Origin of the sequence: Thalassovita sp. (assembly GCF_965218685.1) — a bacterium.
Classification (GTDB): Bacteria; Pseudomonadota; Alphaproteobacteria; order Rhodobacterales; family Rhodobacteraceae; genus Thalassobius.
This window is the reverse complement of the sequence record NZ_OZ244657.1, coordinates 1,299,994-1,316,595: the sequence shown is the minus strand read 5'-3', so window position 1 is coordinate 1,316,595 and position 16,602 is coordinate 1,299,994. Positions and strand designations below refer to the sequence as shown.

Genomic DNA, 16,602 nt, shown 5'->3' with positions numbered 1-16,602 from the left:
ACTTACTAAGGGAAATCCCTTACTTGGTGTATTTGGCAGTCAGCGCTTTAGCTTGATCAAGCAGAGCCTGACCATCATAGCCTTTGCCGTTCATTTCGGCGACCCAGTCAGCCTCTTGGCTGGCTGCGGCGTCGCGCCAGACCTGAACCTGTTCAGGGGTCAGGGTGTGGATCGTGTTGCCGTTTTCAACCGCTTTGGCACGTGCCGGGGCGTCCGAAGCCTGCATCAGTTTACCGGCCCAGGCCGAAACGTCAGCACCCGAGTTGGCGTCGATGATGGCTTTCAGATCGTCGGGCATAGCTTCGTACTTGTCACGGTTCATCGCGAAGATGAAGGTGGTGGTGTACAGCGATGCATCGCCGAATTCGGTGTGGTTGCCGACCAGCTCAGGCACTTTCAGTGCGCCAGTGACTTCCCACGGAATAACGGTGGCGTCGATCACGCCTTTCGACAGGGCTTCGGGCACGGCGGGAACCGGCATACCAACGGGGGTTGCACCCAGTTCAGTGAAGAACTTGTTGGTGACGCGGGTCGGGGCGCGCAGTTTCACACCGTTCAGATCGGCAGGAGCCGTGATCGGTTTTTTCGAGTGGATCAGGCCAGGACCGTGCACCCACAGACCGATGACTTTGAAAGGAGCGTATTCCTTGTTCATCATGTTGGCCTCGGCATACTCATAGTATGCGCGGCTGGCCGCTTCGGCGTTGGTCATCATGAAGGGCAGCTCGAACGCTTCGCCCTGAGGGAAACGACCGGGGGTGTAACCCGCAACGGTCCAGACGATGTCCGCGATGCCGTCTTCCAGCTGACCAATCAGATGAGGGGGCTTGCCGCCCAGCTGCATCGAGGGGTAGCGCTCGATTTTGATGCGGCCTTCAGACTCGGCCTCAACCTTGTCAGCCCAGACGTCCAGGATCAGGCGCGGTACGTTGGCCTGCGCGGGCAGAAACTGGTGCAGTTTCAGCGTCACGTCCTGAGCGAAGGCTGCCGAGGTGCTACCGGCCAGAACGGCGGCAGCAGCTGCGGTGCGCAGTGCTTTGGTGAAAAGTTTCATATGGTCTTACCTCCCGTGGTTAAGATCAGTTTTGGCCGGCTTCCCGGCCCCAACGCACCCAGATTGGATACGTTATTCCATGGCTGCATAGTTCGGATCAGGATGGGGCGCGGCGTGCGAAACTTTCCCAGTCACCGATGGCCGTTTGCCACCATGCCGAACCAATATCACACGACCCATCACTGCTTTGATTTCCTCCGTGCAGCGTGACGTCATACTTCAAAATCAGGCTGGTTCTTCGGATGCGCGTCCGAGAAAGCCGAGATTGATTGACAGTGTTCATAAACTTCATTGATACGGCGCATGCCCGCAATATCAACATTGAATCGCTGAGCCGAGAAAATCTGCGGCACCAGACAAATATCAGCCAAGCTGGGCTGATCTCCAAAACAGAAGGCAGTATTGCCGCCCTGTTTAACCAAAATATCCTCGCAGGCCTGCAGCCCGTCGCCCAGCCAACGCGCCAGCCAAGCGTTTACGGCATCTTCGTCCAACGACAGCTCGTTGCGCAGGTATTGCAGCACGCGCAGGTTTTGCAGCGGATGGATCTCGCAGGCGATAACCTGGGCAAAGGCGCGAACCTTGGCGCGCAGCACGGCGTCCTGCGGCAACAGCGCGGGTTGGGGATAGGTCTCGTCCAGCCATTCGATGATCGCCAGGGACTGAGCCAGCTCGTCCCCATCATCAGTGATCAGCGCCGGCACCAGCTGCTGAGGGTTCACAGCCGCATACGCCGCTGCCTTCTGCTGGCCATGCTTAAGGTGCACGCTTTCGAAATCATACTCCAACCCTTTCAGGTTAAAGGCGATCCGGCAGCGGTACGCGGACGAGCTGCGAAAATATCCTAGAAAGCGCATAAAGCTGGGATCTCCTTCAGGATTGAAGCAGGACAAACATGATGGACACGCGGCTCAAATGTGACAAGCCGGAAAAAGCGTCATGTCGTACGCTTGCGCTTTTAGGTCAGCAATGGCCAATTGGGTCAACACGGGTCCTCCTCCCCAGGATTTGTGCTGTTGCTCATTAGATATGTATTCATATCGTTATGGATCATGTCAATCGAGTAGCATGGAATTGAAAACAACGCTAGCCACTGATAAAACTGACCATACGGTCGGTAATAATTAAAAACCAGAGAGAAAATGTCCAAATATCACGAAATGCCGGGGCACCTGATCAGGCGCGCACACCAAGCCTCTACCGCTTTGTTTCACGAGCATATGTCCCGCGAAGGCATTGATATTACTCCATTTCAGTTCGCGGCCATGTCAGCGATCAAACTGAACCCCGGAGTGGACCAGGCGACAGTGGCTGCCTGGGTCGCCTGTGACCGGGCGACTATGGGTGGCGTGGTGGACAGATTGGTGGAAAAAAAATTTGTTGAGCGCACCGTTTCCCCCAAAGACCGCCGCGCACGGGTGCTGACCCTGACTGATTCGGGTGCCGAGGTGCTGTCCCACATCGAAAAAGTGGCCGCCAGGGTTCAGGACGAGATCACCCACGGGCTGAACGCGGAAGAGCGCGAAACGCTGGTCCACCTGCTTCACAAAGTTAGCCAGAACAGCCCCAAGTAACGCAAAAAGGCCGACCTAACTGGCCGGCCTTTCCTTTGGACCAAAGCGTGGGGATTAGTTCAGCGCCTTGTCCGTGATCATGTGGGTCCAGGCGCCTTCGGGCGCCTTCGAGATCACCGGATCCGAACCACCTGCCAGCAACGAGGCCACGGTGCGTTCGTAATCTGCCGGATCCAGCGCACCGTTCGAGCCCGCGGTCAGCTTGGCCACTTCACCCATCATGCGTTTCTGATGCTCTTCAGTCTGAGCGCCCGAGGCATCGTTATCCAGCACGATCATGGCGGCGTCATCGGGGTTCTCTTCGGCCCATTTCCAGCCCTTCATCGAAGCACGGACGAACTTGACCATCTTCTCGACGAACGCGGGATCGTTCAGGTTTTCTTCCAGCACGTACATGCCGTCCTCAAGCGTGGCGACGCCCTGATCTTCGTACTTGAAAACCACCAGATCGTCAGGGCTAAGGCCCGCGTCGATGATCTGCCAGTATTCGTTATAGGTCATGGTCGACACACAGGCCGCCTGCCCTTGCAGGATCGGATCGACGTTGAAGCCCTGTTTCAGAACGGTCACGCCGCCGTCTGAACCATCCGTGGCCAGACCCAGTTTGCTCATCCAGCTGAGGAAGGGATACTCGTTCCCGAAGAACCAGACGCCCAGGGTTTTACCCGCGAAATCAGCGGGGCTAGACACGCCCGCGTCCTTGCGGCAGGTCAGCATCATGCCCGAGGACTTGAACGGCTGTGCGATGTTCACCAGCGGCAGACCTTTTTCACGCGAGGCCAGGGCCGATGGCATCCAGTCCAGAACCACGTCGGCACCACCGCCCGCGATCACCTGAGCAGGCGCGATATCCGGTCCACCCGGCTTGATCGTGACGTCCAGGCCCTCTTCTTCATAGAAGCCCTTGTCCAGCGCCACATAGTAGCCCGCGAACTGAGATTGCGTGACCCATTTCAACTGCAACGTCACCTCGTCCGCCGCCTGGGCCATCCCGCCCCACAACGCCAGGGCGGCAACGCCCAGCGATTTCACCATGGTTTTCATTTCATACACTCCTAGTTTGTTTATTCGTTGATTTGTTTTGCTCAGCCTCGCTGTGACGGGTGCCAGAAGGTCACTGCTTTTTCCAACAGCGCGACCCCGCCGTAAAATGCGGATCCCACGATGGCGGCGACAACGATCTCGGCCCAGACCAGATCCAGTGCCAGCTGCCCCACACTTGTGGAAATCCGAAACCCCATCCCCTTGATCGGGGATCCGAAGAACTCGGCCACGATAGCCCCGATCAGCGCCAGGGTCGTGGCAATTTTCAGCCCGTTGAAGATAAACGGCATTGCGGCAGGCAGCCGCAGCTTCAGCAGCGTCGTCCAATAGTTGGATGCGTATGTCCGCATCAGATCGCGCTGCATATTGTCCGTCGCCTGCAACCCCTCGACCGTGTTCACCAGCATCGGGAAAAACACCATCACGACGACCACCGCAGCCTTGGACTGCCAGTCAAAGCCGAACCACATCACCAGAATGGGCGCCATCCCGATGATCGGCAGCGCGGCCACAAAGTTGCCCACCGGCAGCAACCCGCGCTTCAGGAACGGGAACCGATCCACGACCACCGCCATGACAAATGCGGCTCCGCATCCGATGATATACCCGCTCAGCGCGCCCTTCAGCACGGTTTGAACGAAATCCTCCCACAAGATACCGGTCGAGGCCACGAACCGCACCGCAATCGCACTGGGGGCGGGCAACAGCACAGGCGATATTCCGACCCCCCGCACCATCGATTCCCAGATCAGGATGATGGTCACGCCAAAGATGATCGGCACTGCCAGCGACGTGGCCCGGCTGCGCGGCAAGCGTGACAGCCAAATGTTCAGCCCCCAACCCGAGCCCCAGGCGATCAATCCAAAGACAATCCACCCCATCACGCCATCCCCATCCGCTTCAGCGTCACCCGCTGGATCACGCCAATGATCGCCACCAGACAGGCCGCAAGGGCTGCCGCCATGATCAGCGCACTCCAGATCTGAATGGTCTGACCGTAATAAGACCCGGCCAGAAGACGCGCACCCAGACCAGCCACAGCACCCGTCGGAAGCTCACCCACGATGGCGCCCACAAGCGACGCGGCCATCGCGATTTTCAACGAGGCAAACAGGTAAGGCATGGAACTGGGCAAGCGCAGTTTCCAAAATTGCTGCCCGCTGCTGGCACTCCAGGTTTTCATCTGGTCCAGCTGCATTGCGCCGGGGCTGCGCAGCCCCTTCACCATGCCGACCACGACAGGGAAAAACGACAGGTACATCGAGATAATGGCCTTGGGCAGCAGACCTGAGATGCCAATCGCATTCAGCACCACAATGATCATTGGAGCAATCGCCAGAATGGGAATAGTCTGGCTGGCGATGACCCAAGGCATCACGCTCATGTCCATCACCCGGTTATAGACGATCCCCACGGCCAGCCCGATGCCCAGCACGGTGCCCAGTACGAACCCCAACATGGTTGAACTCAGCGTGATCCCCGAGTGATAGATCAGCGACCGTTTCGAGGTGATCTTCTTTTCAACCGTAGTTTTCCAGATCTCGGTGGCCACTTGATGAGGCGCTGGCAATTTGGGTTTTTTCTGGCTCCAGGTATCGGCCACCAGCTCCGAAAAACTCAACTCGACTTTCGCACGCTTCGCTTGATCATAAGCCCAAGGTGTGTTCAACGCGACCGCCGCGCCATACCAAAGCGCAAAGATAACCGCCACGACGGTCAGTACCGGTATGAAAGCCCGCCTCATACGCCCAAACCCCCCGCTTCTTTGCTCCGCAAATACTCAAATGCCTGACCCAGCCTCGCGCGTAGTTCTTTGAGTATTTTAAGAGCAAAGAAAGGAATTAGTGATTTTCTAGCCCCACGGTACAGGCTGGAGAGCCGATGACCGTGAGCGAAGAAGGGGCCCGCGTCCTTAACCCAAGTGCGGGGAGATTGCGGGGGGAGGCTGTAATGGGCCGCCCCCCGGGTCTCTGTCAGGTTGGGACCTCGATCAATCGTCATAGGCATGCCCCGCGCGCAGGCCATCACGGACGCGATGGGCGATTTCCAGGAATTCGGGCGTGTCGCGGATATCCAGTGGACGTTCCCGCGGCAGGGTGCTTTCGATCACGTCGGTAATTCGGCCCGGACGCGGCGACATCACCACGATCTTGGTGGACAGATAGACGGCCTCGGGGATCGAGTGGGTGACGAAACAGATGGTTTTGTTCGTGCGCGCCCATAGCTGCAGCAGTTGTTCGTTCAGGTGATCGCGCACGATTTCGTCCAGCGCGCCAAAGGGTTCGTCCATCAGCAGGATGTCCGCATCAAAGGCCAGGGCCCGCGCGATCGAGGCGCGCTGCTGCATACCGCCCGACAGTTGCCAAGGGAATTTCTTTTCGAACCCGGCCAGTTCGACCAGATCCAGCACGCGTTTCACGCGGGTGTCCTGATCGGCCTTGCCATAGCCCATGATTTCCAGTGGCAAGCGAATGTTGCCGCCAATCGTGCGCCACGGATACAGGCCCGCATGCTGAAACACATAGCCATAGGCGCGGGATTTACGCGCCTCCTCGGGCGTCACACCGTTCACCAGGATCGAGCCGGCAGTGGGCGTTTCCAGATCCGCCATCACTCGCAAAAACGTGGTTTTGCCACAGCCCGACGGACCGATGAAACTGACGAAATCGCCCTTTTCGATCTCCAGATTCACGTCTTGCAGCGCGTGTACGGGCCCATCATTCGTCTGAAAGGTCAGGTTTAGACCCTTCGCGCTGATTACAGTTTCGGTCATACGTCCCTAGTGCTCCGTTGCCGTGATATTTTCACGGTCTGTGGTGTCGTCTTGGTGGGCGCCCCGGCCATGGGCCGAGGCGCGGGTTTCTTAGATCCCGGCCGGGATGTTCATCGGATCGCGTTGGATCATTTTCGGGCTGGTCAGCTCTTTCCACTTGGACAGAGCGACACTGGCCGAGTTGAACGCAGGGCGCGGGATGAACCGGCCGCGCCCTGGCTGCGGCTGGCTATTTTGGCCCCAGGCCCAGATGACCTCGCCGCGGTTCAGGGTATAGCGAGCCTGGGCTGTGACATCGAAGCCCTCGAACACGTTGTAGTCCAGCACCGAGTGGTGATTGGCCTGGCTGATCGTCTTGCTGATCTTGGGGTCCCAAACCACGATATCGGCGTCCGCACCTTCGACGATCGCGCCCTTCTGCGGATAGATGTTCAGGATCTTCGCCACATTGGTCGAGGTCGCGGCGACAAACTCGTTCGGCGTCAGACGGCCTGTTTCCACGCCTTGGGTCCACAGCACGGCCAGACGTTCCTCCAGCCCGTTCGAGCCGTTGGGGATCAGGCAGAAATTGTCTTTGCCCATCAGTTTCTGTTCGCTGGTAAAGGCTGCATGGTCAGTGGCAACCACCTGCAAGCTGCCGGCCTGAAGTCCGGCCCACAGGCTGTCCTGGTGGGATTTGTCGCGGAAGGGCGGCGACATCACGCGGCGGGCCGAGTGCATCCAGTCGCCCTTGAAATACTCGCTTTCGTCCAGCGTCAGGAACTGGATCAGCGGCTCGCCATAGACGCGCATCCCCTTTTGTCGGGCACGGCGAATGGCCTCGTGCGCCTGTTCGCAGCTGACATGCACGATATACAGCGGCGTGCCTGCCGCATCAGCAATGGTGATGGCGCGGTTGGCGGCCTCGCCTTCGAATTCCGGGGGGCGGGAATATGCGTGGCCTTCGGGGCCTGTGATGCCCTTGGCCAGCATTTCCTCTTGCATGTCGGCCACCAGATCGCCGTTTTCAGCATGCACCATCGGCAGTGCGCCCAGCTCGCGACAGCGCTTGAAGCTGGCGAACATCTCGTCATCCTCGACCATCAGCGCGCCCTTGTAGGCCATGAAGTGCTTGAACGAGTTCACGCCCATGTCCACAGCGTCTTTCATCTCGTTGAAGACCTGCTCGTTCCAGCCGGTGATCGCCATGTGATAGCCGACGTCCGAACAGATCTGAGGCGCGGATTTACGGTGCCATTCGTGGATCGCGTTCTTGATGCTGCCATCCTCGCCGGGCAGGCAGAAATCCACCACCATCGTGGTCCCGCCCACGGCCGCCGCCCAGGTGCCGGATTCGAAAGTTTCCGCCGCCGTGGTCCCCATAAATGGCATTTCCAGGTGGGTATGAGGGTCGATCCCGCCGGGGATCACATAGGCGCCCTCGGCATCAATATATTCATCGCCCTTCAGATCCTCGCCGATCTGTTTGATCTTTTCACCCTCGATCAGAACGTCGGCTTTCCATGTCCGGTCAGCGGTGCAAACGGTTCCGCCCTTGATCACCTTGGTCATGTCGTAACTCCCTGTCTTATCTGTTGGCGCGGCGGGTCAGACGGACCCGAAACACCCTATCGCATCGCCGTGGACCCCAATGTCCAGCGGCCCAAAATCGGATTCCACACACAGCGAAAAATACCCCGCTGTAGGCAGGAAAATGACACGGTACATTCCGTTCGATCGCGTCACGTTCCAACATTTCTGGGTGATCCCGCCACTGAAATTCACAGTGACAAGGCGCGGCTCGACCACCGCCCTTTTGAAGTCCGCCAGCGTCGCCACATCCGAGCGATTGGCGGGCGCGAACCCATCAATCGCCTTTGCGACCTCTGCTTTGACTTCGTCCTTCGTCACCATGTCTGGCCCTTTCGGGATTACTCGACGATCTGGGCGGTTTCGACGACTGCATGCAGCAGCACATCCGCGCCCGCCGTCGCCCATTCCTTCGATATCTCTTCGGCCTCGTTGTGGCTCAGCCCGTCCACACAGGGACACATCACCATCGCCGTGGGCGCCACCTGGTTGATCCAGCAGGCATCGTGCCCCGCCCCCGAGATGATGTCCCGATGGCTATAGCCCAGACGCTCTGCCGCCGATCGCACCGCCGTTACGCAGTCTTCGTCGAAGGTGACGGGGTCGAATCCACCCACCTTTTCAAACTCTACGCCCAGCCCCATCTCATCGCAAATTTTCGTCGCGCCTTCTTTCAGGCGCGCCTCCATATCCTGGATCACAGCCAAGTCGGGACAGCGGAAATCGACGGTGAACACCACCTTACCTGGGATCACATTGCGCGAGTTTGGGAAGACGTCGATATGACCTGCAGCGCCCACCGCATGAGGGGCATGCGACCAGGCGATTTCGTCCACCAGCTCCAGCACCTTGGCCATACCCAGCCCGGCGTTTTTGCGCATCGGCATCGGGGTCGATCCGGTATGCGCATCCTTGCCGGTGATTGTCACCTGCGTCCAGCTAAGGCCCTGCCCATGGGTGACAACGCCGATATCCTTGCCCTCGGCCTCCAGAATGGGGCCCTGTTCGATATGCAGCTCAAAGAAGGCGTGCATCTTGCGCGCGCCGACCTCTTCCTCACCTTTCCAGCCGATCCGGGCCAGTTCGTCCCCGAATTTCAGCCCCTCGGCATCCTCTCGGTCATAGGCCCAATCCTGCGTGTGAATGCCTGCAAACACCCCCGAGGCCAGCATGGCTGGCGCAAAACGCGTGCCCTCTTCGTTGGTCCAGTTGGTGGCGACGATGGGATGCTTGGTCTTGATTCCCAGATCATTCATCGTACGAATCAGCTCCAGCGCGGACAGAACGCCCAAAACGCCATCATATTTTCCACCGGTCGGCTGCGTATCCAGATGGCTGCCGACATAGACCGGCAAAGCATCCGGATCGGTTCCCGGACGCATGGCAAACATGTTACCCATCTGATCGAGCCCCATCTCGCAGCCCGCCTCCTGACACCATTTCTGGAACAGAGCGCGCCCCTCGCCATCCTCATCCGTCACGGTCTGGCGATTATTACCTCCGGCGATGCCCGGTCCAATCTTGGCCATCTCCATCAGGCTGTCCCACAAACGATCACCGTTGATCTTCAGGTTTTCTCCGGGCGCTGGCATTGGTCTTCCCTCGTCTTGTTTCTTCCTGACAAGAGGGCCAACCTGGCTGGAGAGCGATGCCCTCTTGCTGCTTTTTTACCATTTGGTAAATTCACGATTGCGAACAGGCTGCCACATGTCAAGAAATCTCTTGGCGACTTTTCCCATGTGGTTAGTCTAAACTGATCGCCGATGAATTTTGCATCACTTCACCAGAAGGGGTTTGAATGCCTATCCAGAATACCGCTCCAGCCAAGAAACCCAGCCGGATTCAATTGCGCAATCGCAAGAAAATCCTGGACGCTGCGCTCGAGGTTTTTTCGACTCATGGCTATCGCGGCGCGACCCTGGATCAGATCGCCGAACACGCGGGCCTTAGCAAACCGAACATCCTCTATTACTTCGATGGCAAAGAAGCGATCCACGTCACATTGCTAAACAAGCTGATGGAAACGTGGCTGGACCCCCTGCACGAAATGGACCCGAACGGGGAACCGCTCAAAGAGATCTGCGCCTATGTTCGTCGCAAGGCCCAGATGAGCCGTGAATTCCCCCGCGAAAGCCGCCTGTTCGCCAACGAGATCCTGCAAGGCGCACCCCGCATGGGCCCGCACCTTTTGTCCGATCTCAAACCGCTGTTCGACGAGAAAACCAAGGTGATTCAAGGCTGGATGGATGCCGGCAAGATCAACAAGGTTGATCCTCGCCACCTGATCTTTTCGATCTGGGCGACCACCCAGCATTATGCCGATTTCGAAGCCCAGGTTTCGGTTCTTACCCCCGACGAAGACGACATCCTCACCAGCGCCGAGACCTATCTGGACACCCTCTTCCGCAATCTGCTCGGCGTGAACCCCTGACGCCACCTCTGCCCCAAGCGCCAGACCGGCAGGCCGTTTCAGAATGAAACGACCTGCCTGAACCTGTGCGCCGCAGGCGCTCCGTTTGGCAACGCCCGCAAGGGTTCACCACTTATTCAGCCGCGCAGCTGTTGCCCGGATTGTTTGGGTGATCCAGCCAGTTGCCATATTCCTCGGGCACCTCTTTACCTGTGCGTTCGTCCACCTGGCCCGGCGTTACCCTTTCCATGGTGATGCAACCCTCGACGGGGCAAACGTTGACGCACAGATTGCATGCCACGCATTCGTCATCTTTCACGCTGAACACACGGTCGTCGGACATATCGATGGCCTGGTGGCTGGTGTCCTCGCAGGCCGCATAGCAACGACCGCACTTGATACAGGCATCCTCGTCGATCTTGGCCTTGGTGACAAAATTGAGGTTCAGGTACTGCCAATCGGTCACGTTCGGAACAGCGCGCCCAACCAACTCGCTGGTCGAGGTCATTCCCTTGCGGTCCATGTAATCCGACAGCCCCGAGATCATCTCTTGCACGACCTTGAAGCCATAGGTCATCGCCGCCGTACACACCTGCACGTTTCCCGCGCCCAAGGTCATGAACTCGGCCGCGTCGCGCCAGGTGGTGACACCGCCGATACCGCTGATCGGCAGGCCATGGGTTTCGGGGTTGCGCGCAATCTCGGCCACCATGTTCAGCGCGATCGGCTTCACTGCCGGCCCACAGTATCCCCCATGCGTACCTTTGCCATCAATCGAGGGTTCGGGCGCGAAATCGTCCAGATCGACCGAGGTGATCGAGTTGATCGTGTTGATCAGGCTGACTGCATCTGCGCCGCCACGTTTGGCCGCCTCGGCGGGTTTGCGGATGTCCGCGATATTTGGCGTCAGCTTGACGATACAGGGCATGCGCGAGTGTTTCTTCACCCAGCGCGTCACCATCTCGATGTATTCAGGCACCTGCCCCACGGCGCTGCCCATGCCACGTTCTGCCATCCCGTGCGGACAGCCAAAGTTCAGTTCTACCCCGTCGGCCCCGGTATCCTCGATCCGTTTCAGGATATCGGCCCAGCTGTCCTCGTCACACGGCACCATCAGGCTGATGATCAGCGCGCGGTCGGGGTAGTCACGCTTGACCGATTTGATTTCCCTGAGGTTGGTTTCCAGCGGGCGATCCGTGATCAGCTCGATGTTGTTCAACCCCAACAGGCGCCGATCCGCCCCCCAGATCGCCCCGTACCGAGGCCCGTTGACGTTGACCACCGGAAGCCCTTCGGACCCCAGGGTTTTCCAGACGACACCGCCCCAGCCGGCCTCAAAGGCGCGGCGGACGTTGTATTCCTTGTCCGTTGGCGGGGCCGAGGCCAGCCAGAACGGGTTTGGGGATTTGATCCCGATGAATTCGCTTGCGAGATTGGCCATTCGCTTATCTCCCTCTGCTTACGCCGACAATGCGGCGTGGATGTCTTCGGCGGCGTCGCGCCCTTCGGCCACGGCGGTTACGGTCAGGTCGTCCCCGCCCGAGGCACAGTCGCCCCCGGCCCAAACGCCCGTCATGCTTGTGCGGCCCGTTTCGGTGACGGCAATCTTGCGCCCGTCCAGATCCGGCAAATCAGAACGACCCAAGGTCTGCCCGATCGCCTTGAACACCTGATCGGCAGCCAGACGGAAGGTTTCCCCCGTCGGAGCAAGTTCATCATCGGTGTATTCGAACTCGATCTCGCGCACCGCGCCGTTGCCGATCACGGCCTTAGGCGAGGCATTGGTGATAATCCGCACGCCTTTGCTGGTGGCCAAGTCCTGTTCGAACTCGCTGGCATTCATCCGGTCCTTGCCGCGACGATAAACCAGCGTAACGTTCAGCGCGCCCAGCAGTTTGGCCTGCACGGCTGCGTCAATCGCGGTCATCCCGCCACCGATCACCACCACGTCGCGCCCAATCGGCACCGCGCCCATATCCGAGGCTTGCCGCAGATCCGCGATGAACTCGACCGCGTCCACGACACCGTCTTTGTCCTCGCCATCCACGTTCAAAGCATTGACGCCCGCCAACCCAATGGCCAGGAACACCGCGTCATAGTCATTGGTCAGCGCCTCCAGCGACAGGGCTACGCCCAGCGCCTTACCCGTGTTCACGGTGATCCCGCCGATCTGCATCAGCCAGTCGACCTCTTTGCCAGCAAAGCCATCTACGGATTTATAGGTCGCGATTCCGAATTCATTCAGACCGCCCGCCTTGGGACGCGGATCAAAGATTTCCACGTCATGGCCATGCATCGCCAGGCGGTGCGCGCAGGACAATCCCGCAGGGCCCGCGCCGACAACGGCCACGCGTTTGCCGGTGGGGGCTGCGCGGTCAAACGGGTGCTGACCCGCCTCCATCAGAGTATCCGTCGCATAGCGCTGCAATCGACCGATCTGCACCGGCTCGCCTTCGGCGGTTTCGCGGACGCAGACCTCTTCGCACAAGGTTTCGGTCGGGCAGACCCGCGCGCACATCCCGCCCAGGATATTCTGCGACAGGATCGTCTTGGCGGCCTCGTTTGGCGTGCCGGTCGCGATCTGGCGAATGAACAAGGGGATGTCGATGCTGGTCGGACAGGCCGTCATGCAAGGCGCATCATGACAAAAGTAACACCGATCTGCGGCCACCAGGGCCTCATGTTCGGTCAGGGCCGGATGCAAATCGGCAAAATTCTGAGCATAGTCGTCATGCGCCAATCGCCCCGCGGCAATGCCTGGCGTCAGGGTGTTTGAACTCATTCCAACCTCCACTGTGCTTGGTTTGTTATTGAGTTCAGTATTCCACGGATTTATTTTTTATCAACTGGTAAAATTTATTCGCGGTATTTTCTGGGTCTCAACCGGGTGGAATGCACGGTTTTTCATCAACTTGCTTGTCTGCGTTCGGTTCGAATGTAGGCTGAGCAATACAAGCGAAGAGGGGGGCATCATGGCACTGAAGTTATTTTCGGACAGGAATCGCGCGGTTCATCTGGGGCCCTATCCCTTGGAAAAACTGGTGCGCGCCTCTGCGCACACGGGGAACATTCCTGAGGACACGCCGCTGGATTTCACCCGCCCAGACGCACCTGAAAGCATCGTCAACGCGATGGGCGAATATCAGGCGATGCTGGACGCTATTCGCGATGGGTTCGTGAACACGGCGCGGGCCGAAATCCCCCAAGACCCGACCGAGCGCGCACAGCACCTGAAGGCTTTTGGCTATTTTTCCGATGCCAGCATGGTCGGCATCTGCAAGCTACCCGATGAGGCGGTTCTGGACGCACCCCGCCGCAACCCTGATATCGACCGCCTTGCTGAAGAGCTGCGCACGCGCCAAACCAAGACTTTGGCCTCGGGGATCGACGTTATCATGGCCGAATTGCGCGAAGCGATGGAGGCCCAGGCCAAGGGCATTTCCGGACATACGCACGCTTTGGTCTTTTTGTACGAATACCCGCGCGATCCCGGCCCCTCAGAGGCCGGCACCGATTGGATCGCCGACGCTCAGGCACACCGCGCTTGTCTGCGGGCCTCGGAAACAGCGGTGGTTCTGGCGAATTACCTGCGGTTGCTTGGGTGGAACGCGATGGCCCATAGCAGTGCCAGCACCGACGTTCACCTGGGCGCGCTTGCGGTTCACGCCGGGCTGGCGACAGCAGAGGACGGACTGAAGGCCCCATGGATTGGCGCCCGCTTCGGGCTGGCCGCAGTGACGACGGATATGAACCTGACGACCGATCAGCCGCTGGCCGCCATGGCGCAGCAACCGCAATCCTTGCTGAAGGGCGCGCGTTGGTGGCTGGGCGGGCATCATGGCAAATCTGGCCGCACGCAAGACCCTTATGCCACCCGGCGCTTCATGGATGGACCCCACCCGTTCGAGACGCTCAAACGAACCGACACCCCCACCACCTATATCGACGAGGCCAATGTCGCCCGCGTGCCCAAGCGCACCGACATGTTCGCCCGCGCCCAGTTCGGCGACATGGGGCCCCACGTTCAGACCGGCGCCAAGAATGGACATTACGCCCGCAAATCCGCCCCCAGCATGGCGCAGCGCCGGGTGCTGGGCGCCTTTACCACGATCCAGAATGGTGAAACGAACCCAGCGGGCGCCCGCCCCTCGGACGCGCGAATCAACGCCTCCAATATCAAGGCCACCGCCTATTTCCTGGGGGCCGACGCCGTGGGCCTGTCCCGCTGTCCCGAGTGGGCCTGGTATTCCCATGACGCCACCGGCAGCAAGATTGACCCGCCCCACGATCAGGCCATCAGCATGATCATCGATCAGGGCTATGAAACGATGGAGGGCGCTTCGGGTGATGACTGGATCAGCGTCGCCCAGTCCATGCGCGCTTATCTACGGTTTTCGCTGCTGGGCGGGGTGCTGGCCAAGCATATCCGCGATCTTGGGTATTCCGCCAAAGCGCATACGGTAATGGACGGCGAAGTGCTGCAACCGCCGCTGCTGCTGCTGTCCGGCCTGGGCGAGGTCAGCCGCATCGGCGAGGTGATCCTGAACCCCTTTCTTGGCCCGCGCCTGAAATCGGGCGTCGTGACCACGGACATGCCGATGGACCACGACCGCCCCATCGACTTTGGCCTGCAACGGTTCTGCGAGGCCTGCAACAAATGCGCGCGCGAGTGCCCCTCAGGGGCGATTACGGCCGGGCCCAAGCTGATGTTCAATGGCTACGAGATCTGGAAATCCGACAGCCAGAAATGCGCCACCTATCGGATCACCACCCAAGGCGGCGCCATGTGCGGGCGCTGCATGAAAACCTGCCCGTGGAACCTTGAGGGGCTGTTTGCCGAGGCCCCGTTCCGATGGGCGGCCTCTCATATCCCCAGCGCGGCACCACTGCTGGCGCGGCTGGACGATGCCGTGGGCAATGGCGGGCTGAACGAGACCAAGAAATGGTGGTGGGATATCGAGCTGTCCAAGGACGGCGCCTATCGCCCCACGCCCACCCCGGTAAACCGGCGCGATCTGCAGACCGATCTTGATCTGCGCTACGCCGATCAGACACTGGCCGTTTACCCCGCCGATCTGGCCCCGCCGCCCTGGCCGTATCCCTTTCCCATGGACCGCGAGGCCGGGATCGCCGCCTATCAGGCCATGATCCCTGCAGACGAATACCGCGCGCGCCTGGCCAAGGGCAACCTGTCCATGGTCCACCGCTATGTGGTCCCCGGCGATGCGCCTGTCATCCGGGTCGAGATCACCAAGGCCGAGAAGATGACAACCGACGTGACCAAGTACGAGTTTTCGACTTTGGACGGCACCCCCCTTCCCGATTGGACCGCCGGCGCGCATCTGGACGTGTTGGTCGCGCCCGAGTTCTTGCGGCAATACTCCATGTCCGGCGATCCCGCTCGTACCGACCATTACCAGATCGGCGTTCTGCGCGAGGATGAAGGACGCGGCGGCTCGGCCCTGATGCACCGGATTTTCCACCCGGGTCGAAAGGTGTTCATCTCGAAGCCCATCAACCATTTCGACCTGGACGAGGAAGCCACGAAAACTTTCCTAATGGGCGGTGGTATCGGCATCACCCCGATGATCGCATTTGCCCATCGCTTGCACGCCCTGGGCCGAGATTTTGCACTGCACTATTCTTGCTCGTCCCGCGCGGGGGCCGGGTATCTGGATGATCTGGCCGCAGTGCCCTGGGCCGACCGCGTGCATCTGCACTTTAGCGACGAAGGCTCGCGCGCGGATCTAAGCGCCGTTCTGGCCGGTTACCAACCCGGCTGGCATGTCTACACCTGTGGGCCTGACCGTTATATGGAGGGGGTCTTGCAAGCCGCCACACAAGCCGGTTTCCCCGACGAGGCGCGCCATTTGGAGTATTTCAGCCCTCCTGAGCAGCCCGAGTACGAAAATCACGCTTTCAAGCTGCAACTAAAGGACGGCCGCACCCTGGATGTGCCCGCTGACAAAACCGCCGCCGACGTGCTGAACGAAAACGGCATGCGGATTGACGTCAAATGCGCGGATGGCATCTGCGGCGTGTGCAAATGCGGTGTTATCGAAGGCCAGATCGAGCACCGGGACTTTGTTCTTTCGGCTGCGCAGCGCGAGAACTCGATCATCCTGTGCCAGTCCCGCGCAGCACAGCCCGGGGGCGTACTGAAACTGGACTTGTGACG

General features: G+C 59.6%; 14 protein-coding genes. 3 read left to right on the top strand and 11 right to left on the bottom strand.

Translation table 11 applies throughout. The features are described 5' to 3' along the window. Positions 1 to 19: 19 nt before the first annotated feature. Together ACOQOQ_RS06685 and maiA are read right to left on the bottom strand one after the other, a co-directional pair. Positions 20 to 1,054 carry a TRAP transporter substrate-binding protein gene (locus tag ACOQOQ_RS06685; RefSeq protein ID WP_420569358.1) on the bottom strand — a complete coding sequence of 345 codons (1,035 nt, stop codon included), beginning with the start codon at positions 1,052 to 1,054 and terminating at the stop codon, positions 20 to 22. Positions 1,055 to 1,266: 212 nt separating this feature from the next. Further along, positions 1,267 to 1,911: a maleylacetoacetate isomerase gene (maiA, locus tag ACOQOQ_RS06680; RefSeq protein WP_420569357.1), complete on the bottom strand. Its 645-nt coding sequence runs from the start codon at positions 1,909 to 1,911 to the stop codon at positions 1,267 to 1,269. A 285-nt stretch (positions 1,912 to 2,196) separates the two neighbouring features. Here maiA and ACOQOQ_RS06675 point away from each other — a divergent pair, with 285 nt between their 5' ends. Further along, positions 2,197 to 2,628, top strand: coding sequence for a MarR family winged helix-turn-helix transcriptional regulator (locus tag ACOQOQ_RS06675; RefSeq protein WP_420569356.1), 432 nt, complete (start codon positions 2,197 to 2,199; stop codon positions 2,626 to 2,628). 54 nt (positions 2,629 to 2,682) lie between these two features. Here ACOQOQ_RS06675 and ACOQOQ_RS06670 read toward each other — a convergent pair whose 3' ends face one another. The 7 genes from ACOQOQ_RS06670 to ACOQOQ_RS06640 form a co-directional block, all read right to left on the bottom strand. Continuing rightward, positions 2,683 to 3,672 (bottom strand): ABC transporter substrate-binding protein, encoded by a 990-nt coding sequence (locus ACOQOQ_RS06670; RefSeq protein WP_420569355.1) that lies wholly within the window; start codon positions 3,670 to 3,672, stop codon positions 2,683 to 2,685. A 41-nt stretch (positions 3,673 to 3,713) separates the two neighbouring features. Continuing rightward, a complete protein-coding gene (locus ACOQOQ_RS06665; RefSeq protein WP_420569354.1) occupies positions 3,714 to 4,553 on the bottom strand; it encodes an ABC transporter permease in 840 nt (279 codons plus the stop codon). Beyond that, positions 4,553 to 5,416, bottom strand: coding sequence for an ABC transporter permease (locus tag ACOQOQ_RS06660; protein ID WP_420569353.1), 864 nt, complete (start codon positions 5,414 to 5,416; stop codon positions 4,553 to 4,555). Before ACOQOQ_RS06660 ends, ACOQOQ_RS06665 begins: the two co-directional genes overlap by 1 nt. Before the next feature lie 246 nt (positions 5,417 to 5,662). Beyond that, entirely contained in the window at positions 5,663 to 6,445 is a 783-nt protein-coding gene (locus ACOQOQ_RS06655) for an ABC transporter ATP-binding protein (RefSeq protein WP_420569352.1), read from the bottom strand. A 90-nt stretch (positions 6,446 to 6,535) separates the two neighbouring features. Then, entirely contained in the window at positions 6,536 to 7,996 is a 1,461-nt protein-coding gene (hydA, locus tag ACOQOQ_RS06650; RefSeq protein WP_420569351.1) for a dihydropyrimidinase, read from the bottom strand. 36 nt (positions 7,997 to 8,032) lie between these two features. Next, positions 8,033 to 8,338 (bottom strand): hypothetical protein, encoded by a 306-nt coding sequence (locus ACOQOQ_RS06645; RefSeq protein ID WP_420569350.1) that lies wholly within the window; start codon positions 8,336 to 8,338, stop codon positions 8,033 to 8,035. Positions 8,339 to 8,355: 17 nt separating this feature from the next. Next, positions 8,356 to 9,606 carry a Zn-dependent hydrolase gene (locus tag ACOQOQ_RS06640; RefSeq protein ID WP_420569349.1) on the bottom strand — a complete coding sequence of 417 codons (1,251 nt, stop codon included), beginning with the start codon at positions 9,604 to 9,606 and terminating at the stop codon, positions 8,356 to 8,358. 206 nt (positions 9,607 to 9,812) lie between these two features. Here ACOQOQ_RS06640 and ACOQOQ_RS06635 point away from each other — a divergent pair, with 206 nt between their 5' ends. Next, entirely contained in the window at positions 9,813 to 10,445 is a 633-nt protein-coding gene (locus ACOQOQ_RS06635; RefSeq protein WP_420569348.1) for a TetR family transcriptional regulator C-terminal domain-containing protein, read from the top strand. A 112-nt stretch (positions 10,446 to 10,557) separates the two neighbouring features. Here the strand turns inward: ACOQOQ_RS06635 and preA are convergent, their stop codons facing one another. Together preA and ACOQOQ_RS06625 are read right to left on the bottom strand one after the other, a co-directional pair. Beyond that, positions 10,558 to 11,865, bottom strand: coding sequence for an NAD-dependent dihydropyrimidine dehydrogenase subunit PreA (gene preA / locus ACOQOQ_RS06630; protein ID WP_420569347.1), 1,308 nt, complete (start codon positions 11,863 to 11,865; stop codon positions 10,558 to 10,560). An 18-nt stretch (positions 11,866 to 11,883) separates the two neighbouring features. Beyond that, a complete protein-coding gene (locus ACOQOQ_RS06625; RefSeq protein ID WP_420569346.1) occupies positions 11,884 to 13,206 on the bottom strand; it encodes an NAD(P)-dependent oxidoreductase in 1,323 nt (440 codons plus the stop codon). A 190-nt stretch (positions 13,207 to 13,396) separates the two neighbouring features. On the opposite strand from ACOQOQ_RS06625, the gene ACOQOQ_RS06620 reads away from it, so the two are divergent. After that, positions 13,397 to 16,600 carry a 2Fe-2S iron-sulfur cluster-binding protein gene (locus ACOQOQ_RS06620; protein WP_420569345.1) on the top strand — a complete coding sequence of 1,068 codons (3,204 nt, stop codon included), beginning with the start codon at positions 13,397 to 13,399 and terminating at the stop codon, positions 16,598 to 16,600. Positions 16,601 to 16,602: the final 2 nt, after the last annotated feature.

Coding starts and splice junctions, on each gene's coding strand:
- ACOQOQ_RS06685 (WP_420569358.1), bottom strand. CDS start 1,054: ATGAAACTTTTCACCAAAGCACTGCGCACCGCAGCTGCTGCCGCCGTT.
- maiA (WP_420569357.1), bottom strand. CDS start 1,911: ATGCGCTTTCTAGGATATTTTCGCAGCTCGTCCGCGTACCGCTGCCGG.
- ACOQOQ_RS06675 (WP_420569356.1), top strand. CDS start 2,197: ATGTCCAAATATCACGAAATGCCGGGGCACCTGATCAGGCGCGCACAC.
- ACOQOQ_RS06670 (WP_420569355.1), bottom strand. CDS start 3,672: ATGAAAACCATGGTGAAATCGCTGGGCGTTGCCGCCCTGGCGTTGTGG.
- ACOQOQ_RS06665 (WP_420569354.1), bottom strand. CDS start 4,553: ATGGGGTGGATTGTCTTTGGATTGATCGCCTGGGGCTCGGGTTGGGGG.
- ACOQOQ_RS06660 (WP_420569353.1), bottom strand. CDS start 5,416: ATGAGGCGGGCTTTCATACCGGTACTGACCGTCGTGGCGGTTATCTTT.
- ACOQOQ_RS06655 (WP_420569352.1), bottom strand. CDS start 6,445: ATGACCGAAACTGTAATCAGCGCGAAGGGTCTAAACCTGACCTTTCAG.
- hydA (WP_420569351.1), bottom strand. CDS start 7,996: ATGACCAAGGTGATCAAGGGCGGAACCGTTTGCACCGCTGACCGGACA.
- ACOQOQ_RS06645 (WP_420569350.1), bottom strand. CDS start 8,338: ATGGTGACGAAGGACGAAGTCAAAGCAGAGGTCGCAAAGGCGATTGAT.
- ACOQOQ_RS06640 (WP_420569349.1), bottom strand. CDS start 9,606: ATGCCAGCGCCCGGAGAAAACCTGAAGATCAACGGTGATCGTTTGTGG.
- ACOQOQ_RS06635 (WP_420569348.1), top strand. CDS start 9,813: ATGCCTATCCAGAATACCGCTCCAGCCAAGAAACCCAGCCGGATTCAA.
- preA (WP_420569347.1), bottom strand. CDS start 11,865: ATGGCCAATCTCGCAAGCGAATTCATCGGGATCAAATCCCCAAACCCG.
- ACOQOQ_RS06625 (WP_420569346.1), bottom strand. CDS start 13,206: ATGAGTTCAAACACCCTGACGCCAGGCATTGCCGCGGGGCGATTGGCG.
- ACOQOQ_RS06620 (WP_420569345.1), top strand. CDS start 13,397: ATGGCACTGAAGTTATTTTCGGACAGGAATCGCGCGGTTCATCTGGGG.